This is a genomic window from Streptomyces sp. NPDC047085 (assembly GCF_040643735.1).
Taxonomy (GTDB): Bacteria; Actinomycetota; Actinomycetes; order Streptomycetales; family Streptomycetaceae; genus Streptomyces.
Genome location: NZ_JBEYUW010000002.1, coordinates 602998 through 628393 on the forward strand (window position 1 = coordinate 602998; position 25396 = coordinate 628393).

Annotated in this window: 20 protein-coding genes; 10 read left to right on the forward strand and 10 right to left on the reverse strand. The window is 72.1% G+C overall.

The genetic code is table 11. The annotated features are described in order from the left end of the window. Nucleotides 1-5: 5 nt before the first annotated feature. A complete protein-coding gene (sucC, locus tag ABZ865_RS08360) occupies nt 6-1136 on the reverse strand; it encodes an ADP-forming succinate--CoA ligase subunit beta (RefSeq protein ID WP_361225829.1) in 1131 nt (376 codons plus the stop codon). Between the two features lie 145 nt (nt 1137-1281). On the opposite strand from sucC, the gene frc reads away from it, so the two are divergent. The 4 genes from frc (at nt 1282) to ABZ865_RS08380 (ending at nt 7470) form a co-directional block, all read left to right on the forward strand. Next, nucleotides 1282-2523, forward strand: coding sequence for a formyl-CoA transferase (gene frc / locus ABZ865_RS08365; RefSeq protein WP_361225832.1), 1242 nt, complete (start codon nt 1282-1284; stop codon nt 2521-2523). 4 nt (nt 2524-2527) lie between these two features. Next, complete coding sequence (locus tag ABZ865_RS08370; protein WP_361225835.1) at nt 2528-4672, forward strand: acetate--CoA ligase family protein; 2145 nt, start codon at nt 2528-2530, stop codon at nt 4670-4672. Nucleotides 4673-4796: 124 nt separating this feature from the next. After that, nucleotides 4797-6185, forward strand: coding sequence for an OFA family MFS transporter (locus ABZ865_RS08375; protein ID WP_361225838.1), 1389 nt, complete (start codon nt 4797-4799; stop codon nt 6183-6185). A 61-nt stretch (nt 6186-6246) separates the two neighbouring features. Beyond that, nucleotides 6247-7470: a low temperature requirement protein A gene (locus ABZ865_RS08380; protein ID WP_361225841.1), complete on the forward strand. Its 1224-nt coding sequence runs from the start codon at nt 6247-6249 to the stop codon at nt 7468-7470. A gap of 40 nt (nt 7471-7510) precedes the next feature. On the opposite strand, the gene ABZ865_RS08385 is transcribed toward ABZ865_RS08380, so the two are convergent. The 4 genes from ABZ865_RS08385 to ABZ865_RS08400 all read right to left on the reverse strand — a co-directional run bounded on the left by ABZ865_RS08385 (nt 7511) and on the right by ABZ865_RS08400 (nt 10423). Continuing rightward, nucleotides 7511-8188 (reverse strand): GntR family transcriptional regulator, encoded by a 678-nt coding sequence (locus tag ABZ865_RS08385; protein ID WP_361225844.1) that lies wholly within the window; start codon nt 8186-8188, stop codon nt 7511-7513. 127 nt (nt 8189-8315) lie between these two features. Next, on the reverse strand, nt 8316-9263 hold the full coding sequence (locus ABZ865_RS08390) for a beta-ketoacyl-ACP synthase III (protein WP_361225847.1): 948 nt from the start codon (nt 9261-9263) through the stop codon (nt 8316-8318). Nucleotides 9264-9438: 175 nt separating this feature from the next. Next, a complete protein-coding gene (locus tag ABZ865_RS08395) occupies nt 9439-9966 on the reverse strand; it encodes an isochorismatase family protein (protein ID WP_361225850.1) in 528 nt (175 codons plus the stop codon). A gap of 19 nt (nt 9967-9985) precedes the next feature. Then, nucleotides 9986-10423, reverse strand: coding sequence for a MarR family winged helix-turn-helix transcriptional regulator (locus tag ABZ865_RS08400; protein WP_361225853.1), 438 nt, complete (start codon nt 10421-10423; stop codon nt 9986-9988). A gap of 130 nt (nt 10424-10553) precedes the next feature. On the opposite strand from ABZ865_RS08400, the gene ABZ865_RS08405 reads away from it, so the two are divergent. Further along, complete coding sequence (locus ABZ865_RS08405) at nt 10554-11471, forward strand: zinc-binding dehydrogenase (protein ID WP_361225856.1); 918 nt, start codon at nt 10554-10556, stop codon at nt 11469-11471. A 30-nt stretch (nt 11472-11501) separates the two neighbouring features. Here ABZ865_RS08405 and ABZ865_RS08410 read toward each other — a convergent pair whose 3' ends face one another. Further along, nucleotides 11502-12509 carry a bile acid:sodium symporter family protein gene (locus ABZ865_RS08410; RefSeq protein WP_361225859.1) on the reverse strand — a complete coding sequence of 336 codons (1008 nt, stop codon included), beginning with the start codon at nt 12507-12509 and terminating at the stop codon, nt 11502-11504. A gap of 188 nt (nt 12510-12697) precedes the next feature. Between ABZ865_RS08410 and ABZ865_RS08415 the strand changes: the two genes are divergently transcribed. Further along, nucleotides 12698-13567, forward strand: a complete 870-nt coding sequence (locus tag ABZ865_RS08415) for a LysR substrate-binding domain-containing protein (RefSeq protein WP_361225862.1) — start codon at nt 12698-12700, stop codon at nt 13565-13567. Between the two features lie 36 nt (nt 13568-13603). On the opposite strand, the gene ABZ865_RS08420 is transcribed toward ABZ865_RS08415, so the two are convergent. Beyond that, on the reverse strand, nt 13604-14593 hold the full coding sequence (locus ABZ865_RS08420; protein WP_361225865.1) for an AsnC family transcriptional regulator: 990 nt from the start codon (nt 14591-14593) through the stop codon (nt 13604-13606). A gap of 107 nt (nt 14594-14700) precedes the next feature. Between ABZ865_RS08420 and ABZ865_RS08425 the strand changes: the two genes are divergently transcribed. The 3 genes from ABZ865_RS08425 (at nt 14701) to ABZ865_RS08435 (ending at nt 19414) form a co-directional block, all read left to right on the forward strand. Continuing rightward, a complete protein-coding gene (locus ABZ865_RS08425; RefSeq protein ID WP_361225868.1) occupies nt 14701-16200 on the forward strand; it encodes an MFS transporter in 1500 nt (499 codons plus the stop codon). Nucleotides 16201-16569: 369 nt separating this feature from the next. After that, a complete protein-coding gene (locus ABZ865_RS08430) occupies nt 16570-18396 on the forward strand; it encodes an AMP-dependent synthetase/ligase (RefSeq protein ID WP_361225871.1) in 1827 nt (608 codons plus the stop codon). Nucleotides 18397-18577: 181 nt separating this feature from the next. Next, on the forward strand, nt 18578-19414 hold the full coding sequence (locus tag ABZ865_RS08435; protein WP_361225873.1) for an aldo/keto reductase: 837 nt from the start codon (nt 18578-18580) through the stop codon (nt 19412-19414). A gap of 71 nt (nt 19415-19485) precedes the next feature. Here ABZ865_RS08435 and ABZ865_RS08440 read toward each other — a convergent pair whose 3' ends face one another. Then, the gene (locus ABZ865_RS08440) at nt 19486-20088 is read right to left on the reverse strand and encodes a hypothetical protein (protein WP_361225876.1); all 603 of its coding nucleotides are present in this window, start codon (nt 20086-20088) and stop codon (nt 19486-19488) included. Nucleotides 20089-20280: 192 nt separating this feature from the next. On the opposite strand from ABZ865_RS08440, the gene ABZ865_RS08445 reads away from it, so the two are divergent. Further along, nucleotides 20281-20985 carry a glycoside hydrolase family 75 protein gene (locus ABZ865_RS08445; RefSeq protein ID WP_361225879.1) on the forward strand — a complete coding sequence of 235 codons (705 nt, stop codon included), beginning with the start codon at nt 20281-20283 and terminating at the stop codon, nt 20983-20985. Nucleotides 20986-20998: 13 nt separating this feature from the next. Here ABZ865_RS08445 and ABZ865_RS08450 read toward each other — a convergent pair whose 3' ends face one another. Further along, entirely contained in the window at nt 20999-21700 is a 702-nt protein-coding gene (locus tag ABZ865_RS08450; RefSeq protein WP_361225882.1) for an SDR family oxidoreductase, read from the reverse strand. Between the two features lie 75 nt (nt 21701-21775). After that, nucleotides 21776-25156, reverse strand: a complete 3381-nt coding sequence (locus tag ABZ865_RS08455) for a hypothetical protein (RefSeq protein ID WP_361225885.1) — start codon at nt 25154-25156, stop codon at nt 21776-21778. Nucleotides 25157-25396 lie beyond the last annotated feature (240 nt).

The following is a 25396-nucleotide window of genomic DNA, read 5'->3' on the forward strand; positions in this document are numbered from 1 at the left end:
CCTCCTCAGGCGGTGCGGGCGAGTTCGGCGGCCCGGCGGGCGGCGCCGCCCATGGTGGCGACCTGTTCGACCAGCGGGTGCGCGCGCTCGTCGAGGATCGCGCGGCCGCGTGCGGCGTTGTTGCCGTCGAGGCGGACGACCAGCGGCCTGGTCAGCCGTACGGTGTCCAGGGCCCGGACGATGCCGTCGGCGACCGCGTCGCAGGCGGTGATCCCGCCGAAGACATTGACGAAGACGGACTTCACGGCCGGGTCGGACAGGATCACCGAGAGTCCGTCGGCCATGATCCGGGCGGAGGCTCCGCCGCCGATGTCCAGGAAGTCCGCGGGCCGGGCGCCGCAGCCGGCGACCGCGTCGAGGGTCGACATGACCAGGCCCGCGCCGTTGCCGATGACACCGACCTCGCCGTCGAGCCTGACGTAGTGGAGGCCCCGGGCGGCGGCCATCGCCTCCAGCGGATCGCGGTGCTCGTCCGGCTCCGCGCCCCAGCGGGCCTGCCGGAAGCGGGCGTTGTCGTCCAGGGTGACCTTGCCGTCCAGCGCGACGATGCGGCCCTGGGTGGTGCGCACCAGCGGGTTGACCTCGACCAGCAGGGCGTCCTCGCGGACCAGTACCTGCCACAGGCGTACCAGGACGTCGACCGTCTGCGGCGGCAGCCCGGCCGCGTCGGCGATCTCGGCCGCCTTGGCGGAGGTGACGCCCTGGGCCGGGTCGATCGGCACCCGCGCCACGGCCTCGGGCCGCGTGGCGGCGACCTCCTCGATCTCCATGCCGCCCTCGGCGGAGGCGATGGCGAGGAAGCGGCCGGCCGCGCGGTCGAGGACGTAGGAGACGTAGAACTCGCTCTCGATGTCCACGGGCTCGGCCAGCATGACCGTGCCGACCGTGTGCCCCTTGATGTCCATGCCCAGGATCCGGCGGGCCGTCAGCTCGGCGGCAGCCGGGTCGGCGGCGAGCCGCACACCGCCCGCCTTGCCCCGGCCACCGGTCTTCACCTGGGCCTTCACCACGACCCGGCCGCCCAGTCGGCGGGCGATCTCGCGCGCCTGCTCGGGCGAGTCGGTGACCTCGGCCCGCGGCACCACGATGCCGTGTTCCTCGAGGAGGTCCCTTGCCTGGTACTCGTACAGGTCCATCTCGGCTCCTGTCTGAAAAGTGCCGCACGCCCCCTGGACACCACCCACCGGATGCGGGATAACAAGCTTCATACAGTATTCGTCGACTGTATGCAATGTACGGTCGACCGCATGCGATCAGCCCATACAAGTGAGGTGGCCTCCCATGACCGGCACGTCCACCAAGGCACTCGACGGCATCCGCGTCCTGGACATGACGCACGTCCAGTCCGGGCCCTCAGCCACCCAGTTGCTGGCCTGGCTGGGCGCGGACGTCGTCAAGCTGGAGGCGCCGACCGGTGACATCACGCGCACCCAGCTGCGCGACATCCCGGACGTCGACTCCCTCTACTTCACGATGCTCAACTGCAACAAGCGCAGCATCACGCTGAACACCAAGACCGAGCGCGGCAAGGAGATCCTCACCGAGCTGATCCGCCGCTCGGACGTCATGGTCGAGAACTTCGGCCCGGGCGCGGTCGACCGCATGGGCTTCACCTGGGACCGCATCCGGGAGATCAATCCCCGGATCGTCTATGCCTCCATCAAGGGGTTCGGGGAGGGCCCGTACACCGACTTCAAGGCGTACGAGGTGGTCGCACAGGCCATGGGCGGGTCGATGGCGACGACCGGGTTCGAGGACGGGCCGCCGCTGGCGACCGGTGCCCAGATAGGCGACTCGGGGACGGGTGTGCACGCCGTGGCCGGCATCCTCGCCGCCCTGCTCCAGCGGGAGCGGACCGGACGCGGCCAGCGGGTCAACGTGGCCATGCAGCACGCGGTGCTCAACCTGTGCCGGGTGAAGCTGCGCGATCAGCAGCGCCTGGCGCACGGGCCGCTCGCCGAATACCCCAACGACGACTTCGGCTCGGAAGTCCCCCGCTCCGGCAACGCCTCCGGCGGCGGCCAGCCCGGCTGGGCGGTCAGGTGCGCGCCGGGCGGACCGAACGACTACGTGTACGTCATCGTCCAGCCCGTCGGCTGGAAGCCGCTCAGCGAACTGATCGGCCGGCCCGAACTCGCCGACGACCCCGAGTGGGCCACCCCGGGGGCCCGGCTGCCGAAGCTGACCAAGATGTTCCAGCTGATCGAGGAGTGGACGTCCACGCTGCCCAAGTGGGAGGTGCTGGAGCGGCTGAACGCGCACAACATCCCGTGCGGGCCGATCCTGTCCACCAAGGAGATCATCGAGGACGCCTCACTGGCCGCCAACGAGATGGTCGTCAGCGTCCCGCACCCCGAGCGCGGCGAGTTCATCACCGTCGGCAGCCCGCTCAAGCTCTCCGACTCCCCCGTCGACGTGACCGCCTCCCCGCTGCTCGGTGAGCACAACGAAGAGGTCTACGTCGGTGAACTCGGCCTCGGGGAAGAAGAGTTGCTCCTCCTCAAGTCGAACGGGGTGATCTGACGTGATGGCCGAGGACCGGCTGCTGCGGGTGCGGTCCCTGCTGGACTCCGTGCGCGCCGAGGGCCGCACCGCGCTGACCGCGCCCGAGGGCAAGGTGATCGCCGACGCGTACGGGATCGCCGTACCGGGCGAGGAGTTGGCGACGGACGTGGACGAGGCGGTGGCGGCCGTCGCGCGGTTCGGCGGGCCCGTGGTCATGAAGATCGTCTCGCCGGACATCCTGCACAAGACCGACGCCGGCGGGGTGGTCGTCGGGGTGGCGGGCGCGGCGGACGTACGGGCCGCGTTCCACAGGATCGTCGAGAACGCGCGCGCCTACGACTCCGCGGCCCGGATCGAGGGCGTCCAGGTCCAGGAGCTGCTGCCCCAGGGGCAGGAGGTCATCGTCGGCGCGGTCACCGACCCCACGTTCGGGAAGGTCGTGGCGTTCGGGCTCGGCGGTGTGCTGGTCGAGGTGCTGAAGGACGTGACGTTCCGCCTGGCACCGGTGTCGGCCGACGAGGCGCTGTCGATGCTGGACTCCATCCGGTCGGCGGAGATCCTGCGCGGGGTGCGCGGGCGGGCGGGCGTGGACCGGTGGGCGGTCGCGGAGCAGATCCGGCGGGTGTCCCAACTGGTCGGTGACTTCCCGGAGATCGCCGAGGTGGACCTCAATCCGGTGATCGCGACGCCGGAGGGCGCGGTCGCCGCCGACATCCGGGTGATCCTCGCCGAGAGCCGGCCGGCACCGAGGAGGACGTACACACGCGACGAGATCCTCGCGTCCATGCGCCGGCTGATGCGGCCCTCCTCCGTCGCCGTCATCGGCGCCTCCAACGAGCAGGGCAAGATCGGCAATTCGGTGATGCGCAACCTCCTCGACGGCGGATTCTCCGGGGAGATCCACCCGGTGAACCCCCGGGCCGATGACATTCTGGGCCGCAAGGCGTACAAGAGTGTCACGGACGTTCCCGGTGAGGTGGATGTGGCCGTGTTCGCCATTCCCGCCCCGTTCGTGGCCGCGGCGCTGGAGGAGGTGGGACGCAAGAAGATCCCCAACGCGGTCCTCATCCCCTCCGGTTTCGCGGAGACCGGCGAGCACGAACTCCAGGCGGAGATCGTGCGGATCGCCGAGCGGCACGGCGTCCGCCTCCTCGGCCCCAACATCTACGGCTACTACTCCACCTGGCACGACCTGTGCGCCACGTTCTGCACGCCGTACGACGTCAAGGGAGGGGTGGCGCTGACCTCGCAGTCCGGTGGCATCGGCATGGCCATCCTCGGCTTCGCCCGGACCACGAAGACGGGTGTGTCGGCGATCGTCGGCCTCGGCAACAAGGCGGACCTGGACGAGGACGACCTGCTGACCTGGTTCGGCGAGGACCCGCACACCGAGTGCATCGCCATGCACCTCGAAGACCTCAAGGACGGGCGGGCGTTCGTGGCGGCGGCCCGCGCGACCGTGCCGAAGAAGCCGGTCGTGGTACTGAAGGCGGGCCGTACGGCGGCGGGGGCGAAGGCGGCCGGTTCGCACACCGGCGCCCTCGCGGGCGACGACGCGGTGTACGACGACATCCTGCGGCAGGCGGGCGTGATCCGGGCGCCCGGCCTGAACGACATGCTGGAGTACGCCCGCGCCCTGCCCGTCCTGCCCACCCCGAAGGGCGACAACGTCGTGATCATCACCGGGGCGGGCGGCAGCGGCGTGCTGCTGTCCGACGCGGTGACCGACAACGGGCTGTCCCTGATGGAGATCCCGCCCGATCTGGACGAGGCGTTCCGCCGGTTCATCCCGCCGTTCGGGGCGGCCGGCAACCCCGTGGACATCACCGGGGGCGAGCCACCGTCGACGTACGAGGCGACGATCCGCCTCGGCCTGGAGGACCCCCGGATCCACGCGCTCGTCCTCGGCTACTGGCACACCATCGTCACCCCGCCGATGGTCTTCGCCGAGCTGACCGCGCGCGTGGTCGCCGAGTTCCGCGAACGGGGCGTCGAGAAGCCGGTCGTGGCGTCCCTCGCCGGGGACGTCGAGGTCGAGGAGGCCTGCCAGTACCTGTACGAGCGGGGGGTCGTGGCCTACCCGTACACCACCGAACGGCCGGTGGCCGTGCTCGGCGCGAAGTACAGGTGGGCGCGGGCGGCGGGGTTGTTGGGGGGCGGTTCATGACGTGAGTGAGTCGGGGGCCGGCCGGCGGGTGCGCGTCGGCCGGTCCCGTGACCCGTGCGCGCACGAAAGGCGATGGACAGGGGGCGCTGGCCAGAACTTTCGACGCAAGGGGTGCTGAGCACAGATGACAACCACCGAATTCTCGTCGTCCGTCCCGTACAGAGAGGTGACGGACCGCAACGGCCGCGTGTACCGGATCGGCGAGTCCGATGTCGACGTCATGGGCCGCACACGCAAGTGGATGGTCATCCTGCCCTGGGTGGGCATGATGGGCATCAGCTCCGCCGAGTACGCGTTCACGTCGGCGGAGGACACGCTCCACGAGGCGCATCTGTGGAGCAGCGGGCACATCTTCTGGCTGATGGGCGTCTGGGTGTTCTTCCAGGCGGCCGTGGCCTTCCCGGCCGGTCAGCTGCGGGAGAACGGCAAGCTGTCCGCGCGCACGGCCATGCTGATCGGCGCGGTCGGCACCATGCTGGGCTATCTGTCACTGGCCTACGCGCCGCACGTGCTGGTCGCCTACCTCGGCTTCGGCGTGTGCAGCGGCATCGGTGCCGGTCTCGTCTACGCGACCTGCGTGAACATGGTCGGCAAGTGGTATCCGGAGCGGAAGGGCGGCAAGACCGGCTTCGTCAATGGCGGTTTCGCCTACGGGTCCGTGCCGTTCGTGTTCCTGTTCACCTCGTACATGGACCTGGGCAACTACCAGTCGGTGCTGGCGACGGTCGGTGTCGGGCTGTGCGTGATGGTCGCCGCCGCGGGCTGGTTCTTCAAGGACCCGCCGAAGAACTGGTGGCCCGCGCAGGTCGATCCGCTGAAGGCGACCGACGACCCGCGCATCCGCCGGGCCCTGGAGAAGAACCCGCCGGCGATCAAGCAGTACACGCCACGGGAGGCCGCTCGTACCCCGGTCCTGTGGATGATGTGGTTCTGTCTGCTGTGCACGGCCGGCATCAACATCTTCGGCATCGCCTTCCAGGTGCCGTTCGGCAAGGACATGGGCTTCGCGGGCGGGATCGTGGCCACGGCGATGTCCCTGAAGGCCATCGTCAACGGCACCGGACGCGGTGTCATCGGCTGGATATCCGACCGCTACGGGCGTCGCAACACCCTGATCATCGTGTGTCTCGTGCTCGGCAGCGCGCAGTTCGGCGTGCTGGTCTCCGGCCAGATGGGCAGCATGCCGTTCTTCCTGTTCTGCTCCATGGTCTCCGGCTTCGGCGGCGGCGCGATCTTCCCGCTGTTCGCGGCCATGACGGCGGACTACTTCGGTGAGAACAACAACGCAAGCAACTACGGCATGGTCTACAGCTCCAAGCTGATCTCGGGCCTCGTCGGCTCCGGTCTGGGCTCGGTCGTCGTCGGCGCGTGGGACTACCACGGCGCCTTCGTGCTGGCCGGCTCCATCGGCCTCGCCTCCGCGGCGCTGGCCCTCTTCCTCAAGGCACCGGGCAGGCCGGACGCCCGGAGCATCGTCCCCAACCCGCAGCCGCTCGGCGAGGAGATGGCCTGACCTGACACAGGGTGTTCCCCCTCTACGATCGGCTCAGCGATCAACGGAGGGGGAACACCGCATGCACAGCACGCCCGTCGACCCGGCGGCCGAGGATCCGGGGCGCCGGGTCACCACCCTGGAACTCTTCTTCGACCTGGTCTTCGTCTTCACGCTCACCCAGCTCACCGTGCTGCTGGCGCACGACCTGTCGTTCGCCACCGCCGGCCGGGTGGCGCTGATCCTCGTCGTGCTGTTCTGGATGTACGGCGCCTACGCCTATCTCACCAACCAGGTGCCGCCCGACCGTCCGGCGCGCCGGCTGCTGCTGATGCTCGGCATGGGCGCGTTCCTGGTGTGCGCGCTGGCGATCCCGCGCGTCTTCGACGACACCGGCGTGGTGTTCGGGCTCGGTTTCCTCGTGGTCGTCGTCGTGCACACCGCGCTGTACACCCGCAGCCACGGCTGGGACTCGATCTGGTACGGCGTCTCGAACGCGCTGGCCGCCCTGTCGGTGACGGCCGCGGGCCTCGTCGACGGCCTGCCGGCGGACGGACTGTGGCTGCTGGCGATCGCGCTGCAGTTCGTGACGCCCTACGTCGCCGAGCACGGCCCCGGACGCCGCTGGGGGTCCGCCCGCACCAGCCGAGCCGAGCGTGAAGGAGGCCGTACGCCCGAGACGATGCGGGTGCAGCTGGGCAGCCTGGACCCGGCGCACTTCGTGGAGCGGCACGGACTGCTGCTGATCATCGCGTTCGGTGAGTCGGTGATCTCGATCGGCGTCGGGATAGGCGATCTGCCGCTGACGCCGGGCCTGTTCGGGGGCGCGTTCCTGGCGCTGGCGCTGGCGGCCGCGCTGTGGTGGACGTACTTCGTGCGCGACGAGGAGCGCGCCGAGGCGGCGTTCCGCGCGACCCCGGCGGCGGACCGCTGGCGTCTGGCGATGAACGCGTACTACTACGCCTTCCTGCCGATGCTGCTCGGCATCGCCTTTCTCGCGGCGGGTGTGAAGAAGGCCCTCGGCCACCTCGGGTCGCCCGCGCACGGGGGCCCGGCGCTGGCGCTGGCGGGCGGAGTCGCCCTGTTCCTGGCGGGCGACGCCGCCTTCCGCGCGGCGATGCGGCTGCGGCCCCTGCGCTTTCGCGCGGGGGCCGCGCCGGTGGTCCTGGCGACCGCGCTCGTCGGCACCCGGTTCTCGGCGGCGGGCGAACTCCTCGCTCTGGTCGCGGTGTTGGTGGCGATGCTGGGCGCGGAGGCCCGCTGGGGCGTCCGTACCGCCCGGGCAGGCGAGCCGGCCCCCGCGTGATCGGGCCGCGCTGTGCCGCCGCCCGACTCCCCGCGTTAGGTCAGGAGTTGCCCTGCAAGTGGTAGGACTGCCGGGTGTGCTCGGTATGTTCGCGCATGAGCCGGGTGGCGCGCTGCTCGTCGCGGTCGTCGATGGCGTGGATCAGCTGCTCGTGCTCGTCCCAGGAGGTGTCGCCGCGCAGCCGGGCCACCGGCGCGTAGTACCAGCGGACCCGGCGGTCGACCTGGGCGGCGAGTTCGGCGAGGACCGCGTTGCCCGCCAGTTCCATGATCTTGGCGTGGAAGGCGGCGTTGAGCGCGACGGCCCGGGGGACGTCGCGCGCGGCCACGGCCGGTCTGCCCTGCGCCACGATGTCGCGGAGGGCGTCGACGCCCGCCTTGTCGGCGTTCAGGGCGGCGAGCCGGGCCGCCTCCGCCTCCAGGAGCGAGCGGACCGACAGCAGTTGGTCGGCCTCCTGCTGGGTGGGCTCGTGGACGAACGCGCCCTGCGCGGGCCGCAGGTCCACCCAGCCCTCGGTGTTCAGCCGCTGCAGCGCCTCGCGCACCGGCTGCCGGGAGACGCCGAGCTGTCCGGCGAGTTCGCTCTCCACGAGGTGCCGGCCCGGCTCCAGGGCGCGGGTGGTGATCAGCTCGAGCAGCGCCTCGTAGACACGCTCGCGCAACGGGCCGGGGCGCTCCAGCCTCGGCACGGCACCCTGCGGCAGTCCGGTCGGCAACATCGCGGTCCCCCTCCTGGACGTGGCACCAACTATCGATTGTCTTTCGTCTACAGTCTACGGCGCACAGGGTCCAGAAGAAGCGGAAGTCGGGCGCGTCACATCCCGCCGCGCGCCCGCACCGGGCGCCTCACGGGCACCGCACGACCTGACCGGCGTACGACAGGTTGCCGCCGAAGCCGAAGAGCAGGACCGGGTCGCCGCTGCGCACCTCACCCCGCTCGATCAGCTTGGACAGGGCGAGCGGGATGCTGGCGGCGGAGGTGTTGCCGGACTCGGTGACATCGCGCGCGACCACGGCGTTGACGGCGCCGAGCTTCTCCGCGAGGGGCTCGATGATGCGCAGGTTGGCCTGGTGCGTGACGACCGCGGCGAGGTCGACGGGGTCGACGCCGGCGCACTCGCAGGCGCGGCGGGCGATGGGCGGCAGCTGGGTGGTGGCCCAGCGGTAGACGCTCTGCCCCTCCTGCGCGAACCGCGGCGGCGTGCCCTCGATCCGCACGGCGTGGCCCATCTCGGGCACCGACCCCCACAGCACCGGACCGATCCCGGGCTCCTGGCCCGGCGCGCACGCCTCGACCACCGCGGCGCCCGCCCCGTCGCCGACCAGGACGCAGGTGGTGCGGTCGCTCCAGTCGGTGACCTCGGACATCTTGTCGGCGCCGATGACCAGCGCCCGGGTGGCGGCGCCCGCCCGGACCGTGTGGTCGGCGGTGGCCAGGGCGTGCGTGAACCCGGCGCACACCACGTTCACGTCCATCGCGGCGGGCCCCGGGATGCCGAGCCGGGCCGCGACCCGGGCGGCGGTGTTCGGCGAGCGGTCGATCGCCGTGGAGGTGGCGACCAGGACCAGGTCGATGTCGCCGGGGGTGAGGCCGGCCGCGGCGAGGGCCTTGGCGGCGGCGTGCGCGGCCAGCTCGTCGACGGGTTCCTCGGGTCCGGCGATGTGCCGGGTACGGATGCCCACCCGGCTGCGGATCCACTCGTCGCTGGTGTCGACCATGCCGGCCAGGTCCTCGTTGGTGAGCACCTTGGCCGGCTGGTAGTGACCGATGGCGGCGATGCGCGAGCCGTTCATGTCGGGATCCCCCTTGTTGCCGTGGGTAGCGGGATTCTCCAGTCTGATCAGTAACCGGCGGATACGGCGGCAGGTGAAGCCACAGGAATCGGGCACCTCTGTTGTCGGCTTCTTGCAGACCTTCGGACGCCCGAGCAATGCGCCGAGGACCGCCGGGGCAAGGGGCGCAGGTGGCTCAGCGGGGCGCGAGGCGGATCTGGGAGGCGGTCACGACCGTGCCCAGCCTCGGGAAGTCCAGCCGGACGGACGCGTCGTGTTCGGCGGCGGTGAGCCCGGCCATGGCGTCCTCCACGAAGACGAGGTCGTAGCCGAGGTCGGCGGCGGCGCGGGCGGTGGACTCGACGCCGAGGTTGGTGGCGATGCCGCCGAACACGAGCGTGGTGATGCCGTGTTCGCGCAGCCGCTCGTCCAGATCCGTGCCCTGGAAGCCGCCGATGGTCCGCTTGACGATCTCGACGTCGCCGTCGCGGACGAGTCCGGCCACCAGCCCGCTGCCGGGCGGCTGCTCGGCGACCGAGGGGCGTTCGACCCGGATCAGTACGACGAGCGCGCCGGCGGAGCGGAAGGCGGACGCCAACTCCTCGGCGACGGCGAGCACTTCGGTGCCTTTGCGGGGTTCCAGGGGCAGCGCGACGATGCGGTCCATGAGGTCGACCAGGACGAGGGCGGTGCGCTGCGGATCAAGGACGGGAGCTGCGGTCATGACGGAACGTTAGCCGCCGTCAGCCGTCCGTGCCGGAAATCCGGATCAACAGGCCCGTGAACTGATCGCGTTCGGCCGCTGTCAGCGGGGCGAGCAGCTCGTCGTTGGCCTCGCGGGCGGCCTTCTCGCAGCGGGCGAGCATGCGGGCGCCCGCGTCGGTGAGGGAGACGGCGTTCTTGCGCCGGTCCTTGGGGTCGGGGGCGCGGACGACGAGGCCGTCGGCCTGGAGGTTGTTGAGCACGCCGACGACGTCCTTGGGGTCGAGGCCCACGCCCCGGCCCAGGTCGGCCTGGGCGACGGGGGCGAGGTCGCGTACGGCGGAGAGCACCACGTGGTGCCACATCTTCATGCCCTCGGCCGCGAGCGCGTCGGCGACCAGGGCGCGGCCGCGCGCGGCGGCCCGGCCGAGGAGCCAGCTGGGCAGGGCGCGGATGGCGGGGAGAGGTGCTTCGGCCATGGCGGCAGCCTACCGAAGAATCGTTGGACTTCCCCATGAATCTCCCCTACCGTTGGGGCTCCCAACGAATTCATGGGTGCTCCCAACGATCCGTCGGTGCGTACCGCGTGTCCGGCGTCTGGAGGTTGCGATGCGTCGCGTCCGGTACGAGTCCACCGGCGGCCCCCTGTTCCTGGAGGAGGCCCCCGTCCCCGAGCCCGGCCCCGGTGAGCTGCTGGTGCGCTGCGCGGCCGTCGGTGTCACTTTGCCGGTGGTCCGCAAGGTCACCGAGGCCCCCGAACCCATCGCCCTGGGCGGCGAGCTCGCCGGTGAAGTGGTGGCCGTCGGTGCGGGCGTGACCCGCTTCCGCGCCGGCGACCGGGTCACCGGGCTGTGCTTCGGCCACGGGTACGCCGACTTCGCCGTGCTGCACGAGGCCATGGCCTCCCCCGTGCCCGACGATGCCGGCGCCGTGGACGCCGTCGCCCTGGTGCGCAGCGGCCTGGTCGCGTACGGCGCGCTGGCGGCGGCACGCCCCGCGCCGGGCGAGTCGGTGCTGGTCACGGCGGCGGCAAGCGGGGTCGGACACCTGGCGGTGCAACTGGCACGGGCGCGGGGCGCGGGGCGGGTCGTGGGGGCCGTCTCCGATCCGGCCAAGGCGGAGTTCGTGCGCTCGCTGGGCGCCGACGACTGTGTCCACTACGCCGACGACAGCTGGGGAGAGCCGGTCGACTGTGTCCTGGACGCGGTCGGCGGCGACCTGCTCACCCCCGCCCTCGCCGCGCTCGCCCCGCACGGCCGGCTGGTCGCCTACAGCTCCGGCGGCGGCACGATCCGGGCCTACGACCTGCTGGTCGGCGCCAAGTCGGTGATCGGCTTCCAGATGGCCCTGATCGCCCGGGGCCGGCCGGACCTGTACGAGCAGTGGCGGCGGGACCTGTGGCGGATGTTCGCCGACGGCGACCTGAAGCCCGCCGTGCACGGCGAGTTCGCGCTGGAGGACGCGGCCGAGGCGCACGAGGTGATCGAGTCCCGGGCCAACCTCGGCAAGGTCGTCCTGCGCCCCTGATGTCCGGCTCCCGACCCGAAGAACCCGCGGTCAGCGCAGGACACGGTGCTGTGGCTCGCCTTGGACCACGTGGGCGGCTGACGGTCTCGGGGTCGTCCGCGGGTCGTGGGCCCGGCGCTTGGCGATGACCGCGCACACCATCAGCTGCATCTGGTGGAAGAGCATCAGCGGCAGCACGGCCAGGGAGGCGTGGCCGCCGAACAGCACGCTCGCCATGGGCAGCCCGGAGGCGAGGGACTTCTTCGACCCGGCGAACTGGATGGCGATCCGGTCCTCCCGGCCGAAGCCCAGCGCCCTGGAGCCGTACCAGGTCAGGGCGAGCATCACGGCCAGCAGCACGGCCTCGACACCGAGCAGCCCGGCCAGCCGCACGGGGCTGACCTGGTGCCAGATGCCCTGGGTCATGCCCTCGCTGAACGCGGTGTAGACGACCAGCAGGATCGAGCCACGGTCCACCAGGCCGAGCACCTTCTTGTGCCGGGCGACGAAGCCGCCGATCCACCGGCGCAGCACCTGCCCGGCGAGGAACGGCACCAGCAGCTGGAGCACGATCTTCACCAGGGAGTCGGCGGAGAACCCGCCGCCGCTGTTGCCGAGCAGCGCGGCCGCCAGCAGCGGGGTGACGACGATGCCGACCAGGGAGGAGAAGGAGCCCGCACAGATCGCGGCGGGCACGTTCCCCCGGGCGATCGAGGTGAACGCGATGGACGACTGGATGGTGGACGGCACCAGCGTCAGGAACAGCAGCCCCTGATACAGCGGGTGGGTCAGCAGAACCGGCACCAGGCCGCGCGCGACCAGCCCCAGCACCGGAAACACGACGAAGGTGCAGGCCAGCACGGTGGCGTGCAGCCGCCAGTGGCGCAGCCCGGCCAGCGCCTCATGGGTGGAGAGCCGGGCGCCGTAGAGGAAGAAGAGGAAGGCGATCGCGGCCGTGGACGCGCCGGAGGCCACGTCGGCGCCGGTGCCCCGGGCCGGCAGGAGCGCCGCGAGGCCCACCGTGGCCAGCAGCAGCACGATGTAGGGATCGATCGGCATCCAACTCGGCCAGCGCAGGCGTTTCACGGTGCTCCGATTGCTGTTCGTACTGCTTGTACCTGTTCGTCACGGTGCTGCATGGGCCCGGAAGACCCCTCTCCATCGTCCTCTTCCTCCCGCCGATCGGGAATCCCACATACCACTCTGACTGTCATCACGTTCCCCGATGACCGCGCTACGCTGCCGTCATGTACGACCCCACCCACCTGCGCACGTTCCTCGCGGTGGCCCAGACGCTCAGCTTCACGCAGGCCGCCGGGCGCCTCGGGCTGCGTCAGTCGACGGTCAGCCAGCATGTGCGCCGGCTGGAGGACGCCACGGGCCGTCAGCTGTTCTCACGGGACACGCACTCGGTGGAGCTGACCGAGGACGGCGAGGCCATGCTGGGCTTCGCCCGCCGGCTGCTGGAGGTGCACGAGCAGGCGACGGCCTTCTTCACCGGCACCCGGGTGCGCGGCCGGCTGCGCTTCGGCGCCTCGGAGGACTTCGTGCTGACCCGGCTGCCGGAGATCCTGGAGGGCTTCCGTTACGACCATCCCGAGGTCGACCTGGAGCTGACCGTCGAGCTGTCCGGCACCCTGCACGAGCAGCTGGCCGCCGGGAAGCTCGACCTGGTGCTGGCCAAGCGGCGTCCCGAGGATCCGCGCGGCGCGCTGGTGTGGCGCGATGACCTGGTGTGGATCGGCGCCGAGCGGCTGCGCCTGGACCCGGACCGGCCCGTTCCGCTGATCGTGTATCCGCCGCCCGGCATCACTCGGGCCCGGGCGCTGGAGGCGCTGGAGGCCGAGGGGCGCCACTGGCGGATCGTGTGCACGAGCGGCAGCCTCAACGGTCTCATCGCCGCCGCCCGTGCGGGGCTCGGCGTGATGGCCCACTCCCGGCGGCTGATCCCGCCGGGCCTGCTCCGGGTGCCCGAGCGCGCGGGCCTGCCGGAGCTGGGCAAGGTCGACTTCGTCCTCGTCCACGGGCGCCGGCGGGCGGCCGCGGAGGACGCCGCGAACGCGCTGGCGGCGGCGGTCCTGGCGGGCGGCGAGCGGCTCCGACGCCGCGGCGACTGAGCGGCGCGGGGCACGCGAGCGGCACGGAGTCGGCCGTCAGCGTCCCGCGCGGTACGTCAGCTGTTTGACCCGGCGCAGGAACGGGCTCGTCTCCACGTGCTGCACGCCCTCCAGCCGGCCGAGCGGCCCGCTCAGGTAGGCGTACAGGTGCGCGGTGTCGCGGACGACGACGGTGGCGACGATGTGGGAGGGGCCGGCGGTGGCGGAGGCGAAGGCTATCTCGTCGTGTCCGGCGAGGGCCTCGCCGACTGAGTGCAGGGCGGCGGGGGCGGTGGTGATCCACAGCAGGGCCGCGCGGGGGTGCCCGAGGGTCTCGGAGTCGTACTCGACGTCGATGAACACCGCTCCGGAGCCGAGGAGGGCGGCGAGGCGGCGTTTGACGGCGGACTCGGAGCGGCCGGTGGCGCGCTGCAGTTCGGGGTGGGTGGCCCGGCCGTCGCGTTGCAGGACGGCGAGGAGCGGCTCGTCCTCGGGTTCGATGCGGGCCGGTCCCGCGGGCCGGTCGGGCGGGAGGGGCTGGGGGCGCAGGGCGGCGATCTGGTCGGCGTCGAGCGCCCGGAACTTGCGGGTCCAGCCGGTGGGGCCGCCGTAGAAGCGGTGCAGGAGCTGCTGGGCGCGGATCTCCACCACGCTAGGGGTGCGCGGCAGTTTGCCGAGGAGGAGGTCGTCGTGGTCGCCGGGGCTGCGCGGCCGGGTCATGCAGGCGATCTCGGTGCCGCCGGCGGCGAGGCCGATCCAAGAGGTGTCGGGGCGTTTGGCGAGCGCCTCGGCGATGACGGTGGCGCTGTCGGGGGTGCAGCGCAGGCGGAGCATCCACTGGTCCTGGCCGAGGACCACGGCGTCGCGCTGGGCGACGACCCGCAGGCCGCCCTCGGCGCACAGGCGGCGGTAGCGGCGCGCGACGGTCTGGTCGGAGACGCCGAGCACCTGCCCGATCCGGCTGAAGGAGGCCCGGCCGTCGATCTCCAGGGCGGACAGCACCTGGAGGTCGAGGTGGTCGAAGGTGTCGGATTCCAGCGTCAGCATGCTCTCCCCCGTCGGATTCCGTCGGTGCGTCGACCGGAACCGGGATGTTCGGCCGTGTCGCACGCATCGTACGGAGCGATTCGCAGTCGTCGTACAGGGAGTGGGAGATGCGCAGGTGGGGGACGCTCACGGCCGTGTGCCTGGGCACGTTCATGTTGCTGCTGGACGTGACGATCGTGGTGGTCGCGCTGCCGGACATGGCCGGCGCGCTGCACGCGTCGCTGGGTGATCTGCAGTGGGTGGTGGACGGGTACGCGCTCGCGCTCGCCGCGCTGCTGCTGGGGGCGGGCGCGGCCGCGGACATTCTGGGGCGGCGCCGGGTGCATGTGGCCGGGGTGGTGCTGTTCGCGGTGGCGTCGCTGCTGTGCGGGCTGACGTCCGGGCCGGAGCTGCTGGTGGCCGCGCGGGCGTTGCAGGGTGTGGGCGCGGCGGCGATGTTCGCGACGACGCTGCCGTTGCTGGGTTCGGTGTACCAGGGGCAGCAGCGGTCGGTGGCGCTCGGCGTGTGGGGCGCGGTGAGCGGCGGGGCCGCGGCGGTCGGCCCGATACTCGGCGGTCTGCTGGCCGAGGGGCCCGGCTGGCGGTGGATCTTCTTCGTGAATCTGCCGGTGAGCGTGGTGGAGGTGTGGCTGACGCTGCGTGTGGTGCCGGAGTCGCGGGGGCCGCGGGGCATGCGCGTGGACTGGGCGGGTACGGCCGCCTTCGCCGCCTTCGCGGGCGGGGTGACGTACGCGGTGGTGCGGGCCGGGGAGGACGGCTGGACCGCGCCCGCGACGCTCACCTCGTTCGGGTGCGCGGCGCTGGCGCTGCTGGTGTTCGTGCTGGTGGAGCGGCGGGCGGCGCATCCGCTGCTCGATCTCGCGCTGCTGCGCAGGCGCACGTTCGTGGGCGTGATGGCGGGGGCGTTCGCCTTCAACGGGGTGGCGTTCGGGGTGACGCCGTACGTGTCGATCTGGATGCAGACGCTGCTGGGCATGAGCCCGGTGCGCGGCGGGCTCACGCTGCTGCCGCTGACGGTCGCGGCGATGATCGTCGCCGTCCTGGTGGGGAAGCTGCTGCACGGCGCGCCGACCCGGCTGACCATCGGCGGCGGGCTGCTGCTGATCGGCGCGGGGAACCTCTGCCAGGCCGTGCTGGACACGGGGTCCGGCTGGGCGGCCCTCGTGCCGGGGTTCGTGCTGGTGGGCGTGGGCACCGGGTTCGTGTCGCCCACCGTGGGCGGGGCGGCGCTGGCGGCGGTGCCGCCGGAGCGGTCCGGGATGGCGGGCGGCGCGGTGAACACGGTCCGGCAGCTGGGGTACGCGCTCGGGGTCGCCGTCTTCGGGACCGTTCTGACGTCCCGGATGGACGGGTCGCTGCCGCACGGGGCCGCGCACGCGCTGGCCGGCGGCGGGGCCGGGGCGCTGCACGGCGCCTTCCCGGACCACGTGCTGCGGGAGGCGTTCGCCTCGGGTCTCGACGGCGCGCTGGTGGTGTCGGGGCTCACGGGGATCGCCGCCGGGTGCCTGGTGCTGCTGCTGGTGCGCACGCCTCGGCCCGCGGCCGGGCAGGCGGCCGGGCCGGCGGCGGGGCCGGTCGCGGAGAAGGCGGTGGCGCCGCGCGGGTGACCAGCGGTGACACAGGGCATGACAGGGCGGTCCCGGCGCTTGGCGGGGCCGCCCTCGCCTGCGCGGACCGCCGCCGGACCACCCGTGTGCCCGCCGTGTGCCCGCCATGCGCCCTGCACGGACAGAGCCGGGGGCCGTAACCGGGTCGTACAGATTCGGTGGAGATTACGGTTCCGAAACTTACTGACCCGTCAGTATTGTGTCCGTCCCTTCCCCATGTGCGGGCATTTTCCGGCACCGGGGCGGGCAGAAGGCGAGATTTGGTCGGTTTCCGTACCCCTCCCGCCCGGCAGGCGGGTGGGGTAGCTTTCACGGCGCTGTGCGGAGCATCGCGGGCGTGACCGAAAAGCGAGGAACGGGGAGCGAGGTTTGCGCGAGTTCACCAACCCTCCGATGACGTCGGCGCCGCCGGTGGGCGGCCTGGCCGATGTCGTCTTCGACCATGCCCGGACCGATCCCCTGCACGTCGCCCTGGGCCGCAAGGACGAGGCCGGTCAATGGCGGGACGTGACGTCCGCGGAGTTCCGCGACGAGGTCCTCGCCCTCGCCAAGGGTCTGCTCGCCCGCGGCATCCGCTTCGGCGACCGGGTCGCCATCATGTCCCGCACCCGCTACGAGTGGACCCTCTTCGACTTCGCGCTGTGGACGATCGGCGTCCAGGTGGTGCCGGTCTATCCGACGTCCTCGGCCGAGCAGTGCTTCTGGATGCTGTACGACGCCGAGTGCACGGCGGCGATCGTGGAGCACGAGGACCACGCGATGACCATCGCCACCGTCATCGACCGCCTGCCGCAGCTGCGGGAGCTGTGGCAGCTGGACTCGGGCTGTGTGCAGGAGCTGTACGACGCCGGCGCGCACCTGGACGACGAGGTGGTCCACCGGCACCGGCAGGCCGTCACCCCCGACTCGATCGCCACGATCATCTACACCTCGGGCACCACCGGCCGCCCCAAGGGCTGCGTGCTCACGCACGGGAACTTCATGTTCGAGGCGGACAACGTCATCGAGCGCTGGGAGCCGGTGTTCCACTCGAAGAAGGGCGACGAGGCCTCCACCCTGCTGTTCCTGCCGCTGGCGCATGTCTTCGGGCGGATGGTGGAGGTCGCCGCGATCCGCGGCCGGGTGCGCTTCGGGCACCAGCCGCAGCTGCACGCGGCCGCCCTGCTGCCGGACCTGGCCGCGTTCCGGCCGACGTTCATCCTGGCCGTGCCGTACATCTTCGAGAAGGTGTTCAACGCGGCCCGGCGCAAGGCGGAGAAGGAGGGGAAGGCGGGGCCGTTCGAGAAGGCGGTCGAGATCGCGGTGAAGTACGCCGAGGCCGTCGAGGCGAAGGCGTGGGGCATCGGGCCGGGGCCGTCGGCGGGTCTGCGGATGCAGCACCAGCTGTTCGACAAGCTCGTGTACGGGAAGGTCCGTGCGGCGATGGGCGGCCGCATCCGGAACGCGATGTCCGGCGGTTCGGCGATGGACCGCCGGCTCGGGCTGTTCTTCGCGGGCGCGGGCGTGCAGATCTACGAGGGCTACGGCCTGACCGAGTCGACGGCCGCCGCGACCGCCAACCCGCCCGAGCGCACCCGCTACGGCACCGTCGGCCAGGCCATCCCGGGGGTGACCGTGCACATCGCGGACGACGGGGAGATCTGGCTGCACGGGGAGAACGTCTTCCAGGGCTATCTCAACAACCAGAAGGCCACCGACGCGACCCTGCACGACGGCTGGCTCGCCACCGGCGACCTCGGCTCCCTCGACGAGGACGGTTATCTGACGATCACCGGTCGCAAGAAGGAGATCCTGGTGACCTCCGGCGGCAAGAGCGTCTCCCCCGGTGTGCTGGAGGAGCGGGTCCGCGACCATCCGCTGGTCAACCAGTGCATCGTCGTCGGCAACGACCGCCCCTACATCGCTGCCCTGGTCACCCTCGACCAGGAGGCCGTGGAGCACTGGCTGCAGATGCGCGGCAAACCGAAGCTGAGCGCGGCGGACCTGGTGCGCGACCCGGACCTGGAGACGGAGGTGCGGCGGGCGGTGGTCGCCGCCAACACCCTCGTCTCCCAGGCCGAGTCCATCCGCACCTTCCGCATCCTGGCGCAGCCCTTCACCGAGGAACACGGCCTGCTGACGCCGTCGTTGAAGCTGAAGCGGAAGGCGATCGAGAAGGCGTACGAGCGCGAGGTCGAGGCCCTCTACCGGGCCTGACGGCCGATCAGCCGACGTGCCCGGCCGATCCGGTCTCCGAAGACCGGATCACCGGTCGGTCGGCTTGCCCAGGTAGGTGCCCAGCTGCTCGGACCGGACCGCGCGTCTGGAATGCGTGACGGGCCGTGATCGTTGACGATTGGGAGTACCACCTGTCGACAACCGAAGGATCAAGAGGCTCGTGAGCACCAAGGTCCCCCCGATCATCCTCAACAACGGCGTCGAGATGCCCCAGCTGGGCTTCGGTGTCTGGCAGGTGCCGGACGACGAGGCCGAGCGGGCCGTGGTCACGGCGCTCGAGGCCGGGTACCGCAGCATCGACACCGCGGCGATCTACGGCAACGAAGTGGGCACCGGCAAGGCCATCGCCACCTCCGGCGTGCCCCGTGAGGACATCTTCGTCACCACCAAGCTCTGGAACAGCGACCAGGGATACGACTCCACGCTGCGCGCCTTCGACGCGTCGCTGGAGAAGCTGGGGCTCGACTATCTGGACCTGTACCTGATCCACTGGCCGCTGCCGTCCCGGGGCAAGTACACCGATTCCTACAAGGCGTTCGAGAAGCTGTACTCCGAGGGCCGCGTCAAGGCGATCGGCGTGTCCAACTTCCTTCCCGAGCACCTGCGGCGGCTGATCGAGGAGACCTCGGTCATCCCGGCGGTCAACCAGATCGAGCTGCACCCGCACCTGCAGCAGCACGCCGCCCGCGAGTTCCACGCCGAACAGGGCATCCGCACGGAGGCCTGGTCGCCGCTCGGCTCGGGCAGGGGCCTGCTGGAGGTGCCCGCGATCATCGCCATCGGGCAGAAGCACAACCGCACTCCGGCGCAGGTCGTGCTGCGCTGGCACATCCAGCTCGGCAACATCGTGATCCCGAAGTCCGTGACGCCCTCGCGGATCAAGGAGAACATCGAGGTGTTCGACTTCAGCCTGGACGCCGAGGACCTCGGGGCGCTCGGCGCGCTGAACGAGGACCGGCGCCTCGGCCCGGACCCGGCCACGTTCGACGTGGGCTGACGCCCGCGCCCGTACGGCACAGGGCCGTGTGGCCCGTACGGCACAGGGCCCTGTGCCGTACGTCGGTCGCGTCACGCGTCCGCGTGGACGACCTCGAACTCCTCCAGACCGACCACGTTCACATGGGCCTTGGCCGCGCCCTCGTGCCGGGCGGCCGCCTGGCCGCCCCGCGCCGCCGCCATGGACTCCCGGTCGACGAACAGGATGCCGGCCTGACCCACACCGCGCTCCCGGTCGATGAGCAGGCCCGCCCTGGCCAGACCCGGCAGGGTCTCCAGCCGCGGGACCACGGTCGACCGGAAGGTCTCGGCGATCAGGTCGGCGTCACCCGGCTCGAACTCGACTCGGGTGACGCGCAGTCCGCCGCCGATCCTGGGCGGCTGGACCACGTGGTGGACCACCGCCTCGAAGTTCTGCACCGTCAGCGTGCCCGCGAACGGCTCCAGCAGGTCCCCGCGGTGCTCACGCATCACCTGGTCGCTGTTGCGCCGTGCCTCCACCGAGTCCCACCAGCTCATCCCGAGCAGCTTGCCGAGCTCCCGGTCCACGAAGACGCCGGCTCCCCGGTATCCGGGACGCTCCTCGAGCAGTTCCCGGCCTCCCGTGTTGAGCGCTCTGATGGCGATGTCGATCTTCGCGGGGTCACCGGTCGCATAGATGGTGCGTACGAACATCACGTTTCGCCTCCCACCTCCACATGACCAGTCTTGTCCCGGGGAGAGAACCCCGCAAAACAGAACCGGAGTCACGGCTCACCCGGAGGGACGCTCCTGACTTGCCCTCCAGGTCTTGACGAGGGCATGTGGAAAGCGCCACCTTGTACGGCACCCGGTAAGGAAACTTTCCTAACAGAAGGGTCCCCCACAGTGCGCCTTCGTTCACTGACCCTCGCCGCGGCCTCCGGGGCCGCTCTGCTCGCCGCCGGAGTACTCCCCGCGAGCGCCTCCGGCAACTCCCCGGGCAACGCCCCGACTTCGGCCCAGGAGGGCACGGTCAGCGCCGCCGACCTGCTCGCCAAGGTCACATCCTGTTCGCAGATCTCCCACGGCAAGTACAAGACCGACGACGAGACTTCGGCCACCGTCCCCGTCTGCGGCAAGAACGGCGCGGTCTTCTGGAAGGCCGACATGGACATCGACTGCGACGGCCAGCGCACCACCAACTGCAACGAGAACCGCGACCCCTGGTTCCAGGCCGACACCGCCTTCCACCAGTCCGACGGCAAGCCCCTGCGGGCCGAGTCCCTGCCGTACGTCGTGGTGCCCAGCTCCAGCAGCATCTGGAACTACTCCGGAGCCGGCATCAAGGGCGGCGGTGTCGTCGCCGTCATCTACAACAACAAGGTCGAGTACGCCGTCGTCGGCGACACCGGCCCCACGAAGATCATCGGCGAGGCCTCGTACGCCACCGCCAAGGCCCTCGGCATAGACCCCGACCCGGCCACGGGCGGGACCGACTCCGGCGTGACGTACATCCTGTTCAAGAACTCCAAGGTCTCCCCCATCGAGAGCCACAGCGCGGCCGTCTCCCTCGGGGACCAGCTGGCCAAGCAGTTCCTCGCCAACAACTGACGCCGTCCGTCCGTCAGTTGGGCTGACCCAGCGGACGTACGACCATGGTGTTGACGTCGACCCCGGCCGGCTGCCGGATCGCCCAGACCACCGAGTCGGCGATCTGGTCCGCGGTCAGGAGGTGCCCCGGGGGCAGGCTGCCGTAGCTGTCCCAGAACGGGGTCTCCACCCGGCCGGGGGCGACCAGCGTCACGCCGATGCCGAACTCCGTGACCTGGCGCCGGGTGTTCTCGGCGAGGCCGGTGACCGCCCACTTGGTGGCGCCGTAGATGTTGCCCGGAGTGTTCACGAACCCGGCGACGCTGCCGATCAGCACGATCCGGCCGCCGGTCTCCTTCAGCGCGTCGACGGAGGCGCGGATGAGGAGGGCGGGGCCGAGGACGTTGGTGAGCACCATCTCGGTCCAGCCGGCCGGGTCGCCCTCGGCGACGGTGTCGTGCGTGCCGAAGCCGGCGTTGGCGACGACCGTGTCGAGTCGGCCGTACGCCTTGAGCGTTCGGTCGACGGCGTCCTGTACGTCGTCGAAGCTCGACGCGCTGCCGACGACCGTCTGCAGCTCGGCGGGATTGCCCAGACCGTCCGCGAACTCCCGCAGGCGCTGCTCCCCGCGCCCCGTGACGGTGACCCGGTGTCCCGCGGCCAGCAACTGCCGTGCGACGGCGGCGCCGATGCCGCTGCCGCCACCGGTGATGAGCGCGACCGGAGCATCGTTCATGGTGTCCCCCTGTGTGTCGGTGACCCCCGTGTGTCGGTGATCGAAGCGAGTCCATCACTTCGAGAGGACTCCAAGTCAAGGTCGGCCGCAGGTGCGGAGGTAGGGCACCGAGGGCAGGTAGCGGTGCCACTCCACCTCGGTCAGTCCCCTCCCGGCCCGCGCGCACACCGTCGCCGCGGCCCGGGCCGGCGCCAACGGGCTCGTACGGTCCGCCAGATGAGCGGTCGCCACGTGCAGGTCCTCGACGTCACCGGGCGGGAAGCCGAAGGCCAGGACCGGCCCGTCCCCGACCGGCAGCCGCGCCGCCGGCAGGCGCGGTGAAGCCGTCTCCCACACCTCGACGGACCCGTCCGGCGCTCCGGCCGTGACCAGCGAGCCGTCGGCCGGGAAGGCCAGGGCCGTCCGCTGCGTCGTGGAGCCGGCCGTCCGCAGCACGGCGGTCCGGCGCCAGCTCCGCGCGTCCCACAGGGTGACCCGGCCCCGGAAGTCGGCGACCGCGGCGTACCTTCCGTCGGCACTGAAGGCGCCCGCGACCAGAAGGTCCTCCCCCGTCACGCCCCCGACGCCCGTGCGGCGCCTGCCCGTTGCGGCATCGACGAGCGTGCCGTCGGCGGTCAGGGCGAGACGGCCGGACGGATCGACGGCCAGGCGTTCCCCGGTCGGCGGCGGACCCGGCCGCACGGGCCGGCCGTGCCGGTCGAAGGCGGCCCGGGTCACCGCCTTCTCCCGCCACCCACCGCCCACGAGTCCGTGCAGCGCGACGGTGCCCACGACCGGGGTGCGCGACTGCTCCTCGTACCGCAGCACGCCGTCGGCGAGGTCCAGGCGCAGCCCCGTGAGGGACGGGGTGGCGAGGGGGACGGTGAGCAGGGGTTGGCGCGGACCGTCGTCGGCGGGGGCCGGCAGGTCCGTGCGCCACAGGGCGAGGGAGGAGTGCGCGGTCCAGGTCAGCGCGTAGTCACCGACGAACTCCACGGCCGTGCCGCCCGGCAGGGGCAGCCGGGGGCGTTCCCGGCCGGTGTGGAAGTCCCAGGTCACGACCGCGTCGGAGGCCACGGTCGCCACGGCCCGGCCGTCGGAGGTGAAGGTCAGCTCGTCGCCCCGGCACAGCGACCGCTCGGTCGCCGCGGGGACCGGGACGGTCACCGGGCGCCGTTCGGCGACGTCGAGGACGCGCAGCCGCCTGTTATGGCCGGTGCACCAGGCGAGGTGGCGCTCGTCGGGGCTGAGCACGGGCAGCGGGCCGTCAGGGTCGGCCCGGTCGTAGCGGAGCAGGACGCGCTGTCTGCCGATGTCCCACAGTTCCAGCGTCGCGTGCTCGCCTGCCGTCTGGCGTCGTAACAGGTAGGTGCGGCCGCTCGGCCCGAACGTGCCGTCGGTGTCGGTCCAGGAGCCGGTGCCGAGGCGGTGAGTGCTGCCGTCCGTCAGGTCGGCGATGACCATGTCCCGGTGGTTCGGGCCGCGGTAGGCGATCAGCCGGCCGTCGTCGCTGACCGCGCTCACGCCCGCGGACAGCCCGTCATGTCGTACGGCACGGACACGGCGGTGAGTGCGCACGTCCCACTGCACGGCCCGGTCGTGCGCCACCGTCGTCAGGACGCGGCCGTCGGAGCTGAGCCAGGAGGGCGCGTTGAGCGAGCGGCCGCCCTCCTCGGGGACGGTGAACACGTCCTGTTCGCTCTGTGCCGCGGCGGCGCGCAGGGCCTGCCGGGTCTCGGGCAGGTCGGCGGTGCGCCAGGCGGCGAGGGCGAGACGCATGGCGGTGCGGGGTTCGGTGCCGCGCAGGGCGGCGGCGTAGGCGGCGACCCGGCGGGCCTCGGCCTCGTCGCGCTGCCGGGCGCTGACCCCGCTCTGCCGCCAGGCGACCGCGCCGGTGACCAGGGCCGCGCTGAGCAGCACCGCGAGCGCGACGACGAGCCCGCGCAGCCGGCGCGCGGCCCGTGCGGCACCGCGTCGGCCGCGTTCGTACGACTCGACGCTCGCCGTGAGGAACTCGCGTTCGAACCGGTTCAGGTCCCGTGCGGCGGGCCGCTCGTGGAACAGCTCTCGGGCCTCGGCGAGCCGCACGCCTCGGTACAGCGCGCCCGGGTCCCGCTGCAGCCCCTCCCAGGCCCGGGCGGCTTCGGTGAGGCGGCGGTGGGTGCGCAGGCGTTCGCGGTCGGTGTCGATCCAGCCGCGCAGCCGGGGCCAGGCGTGCAGGAGGGCCTCGTGGGCGAGGTCGACCGTGCCGCCGTCGACGGTCAACAGGCGGGCGCGGACGAGGCGTTCGAGGACGCGCGTGGTGGTGTCGTCCGTGTCGAGTTCGGTGCGGTCGGCCGGACGGCGGGTGTCCTCGGTGCCGTCGCCGGGGCTGACCAGGCGCAGCAACAGCGCGCGGAGAGCGGTGGTTTCGGCCTCGGTGCAGCGGGCGTGGACGTCCTCGGCGGTGTGGGCGACCGCTCCCCGGACTCCGCCGATGGCTTCGTACGCGGCGAGGGTGAGCGTCTTGGCGGTACGGCGGCGCCAGACCTCGCGCAGGGCGTGGGCCATCAGCGGCAGTCCGCCCGGCTCACCGGCGACGTCCGCCACGATCCGGGCGCTCAGGGCGCGTTCGACGACGAGCCGGTGCGCGGCGGCGGGCCGTACGACCGCCTCGCGCAGTTGCCGCTCGGTCATCGGTCCGAGCAGGAGCGTGGAGTCGCGGAGCGCGTGAGCCAGTTCGGCGTGGTCCGCGCAGCGGCCGTAGAAGTCGGCGCGGACGGCCAGGACGACGCGCAGCCGGGACGCGGGGTCGAGTGCGGCGAGCAACCGGCCGAGGAACAGTGCGCGTTCGTCCGGGTCCGCGCACAGCGCGAAGACCTCCTCGAACTGGTCGACGACGAGGACGGTGTCGCCGGGACCGTCGTGCGGGGTGAACAGGGCCTCGTGGGTGCGGGCCGGGTGGGGACCGGGGGTGAGGACGCGGATCGCGGCGGGCCGCACGGCTGGGTCGGTGCTGCCGCTGAGTTCGGGGATCAGTCCGGCGCGCAGCAGGGACGACTTGCCGCTGCCGGAGGCGCCGACGACGGCGCAGACGCGGGTGCGACGGGTCAGGGCGGCGAGTTCGGCGATCAGGTCGTCGCGGCCGTGGAAGTGCTCCCGGTCCGCGGTGTCGAACCGGGCGAGCCCCGGATAGGGGCCCTCGGCCTCGTCGTCGGGGGCGGGGGTGGCGGCGGCCTCGGCGGCGGCCGCGTGCCAGCGGCGTTCCCATTCCTCGGTGTCGCCGCCGCAGGCGGTGACGTAGGCGCGGAGCACGGGCAGCGTGGGCAGCCGCTCGCCGGCGGCCGCGGCGGACAGGGTGGGGCCGGAGTAGCCGGCCCGTGCCGCCATGGCGCGATAGGTCGGGGTGCCCGCCTCGTCGCGCAGTTTGCGCAGGGCGTACGCGAACCGCTGCACCGCCCCCGCCCCCGGATCCAGCGGTTTCTCCCGGCGCCCCATGCAACGTCTCCCCCGTCGACTGTGAACGGCTTCCACGCTACGGCCTGACAACGCCCGTGCGGCGATTGATCGGTGGGCCGGGCGGGGGCTGCCTATCAACGGTCCGGCGCCTGGACTCGGGGGTGTACCCCGGCGCGCCCTCCTCGCGGGGCCGCGCCCTCCCGACCCGCACCGGAGTCCGTCATCGCCACCGTCCAGATTCCCGGCACACCGCGCCCGCCCGCCCCGCCGGCCGTCCCG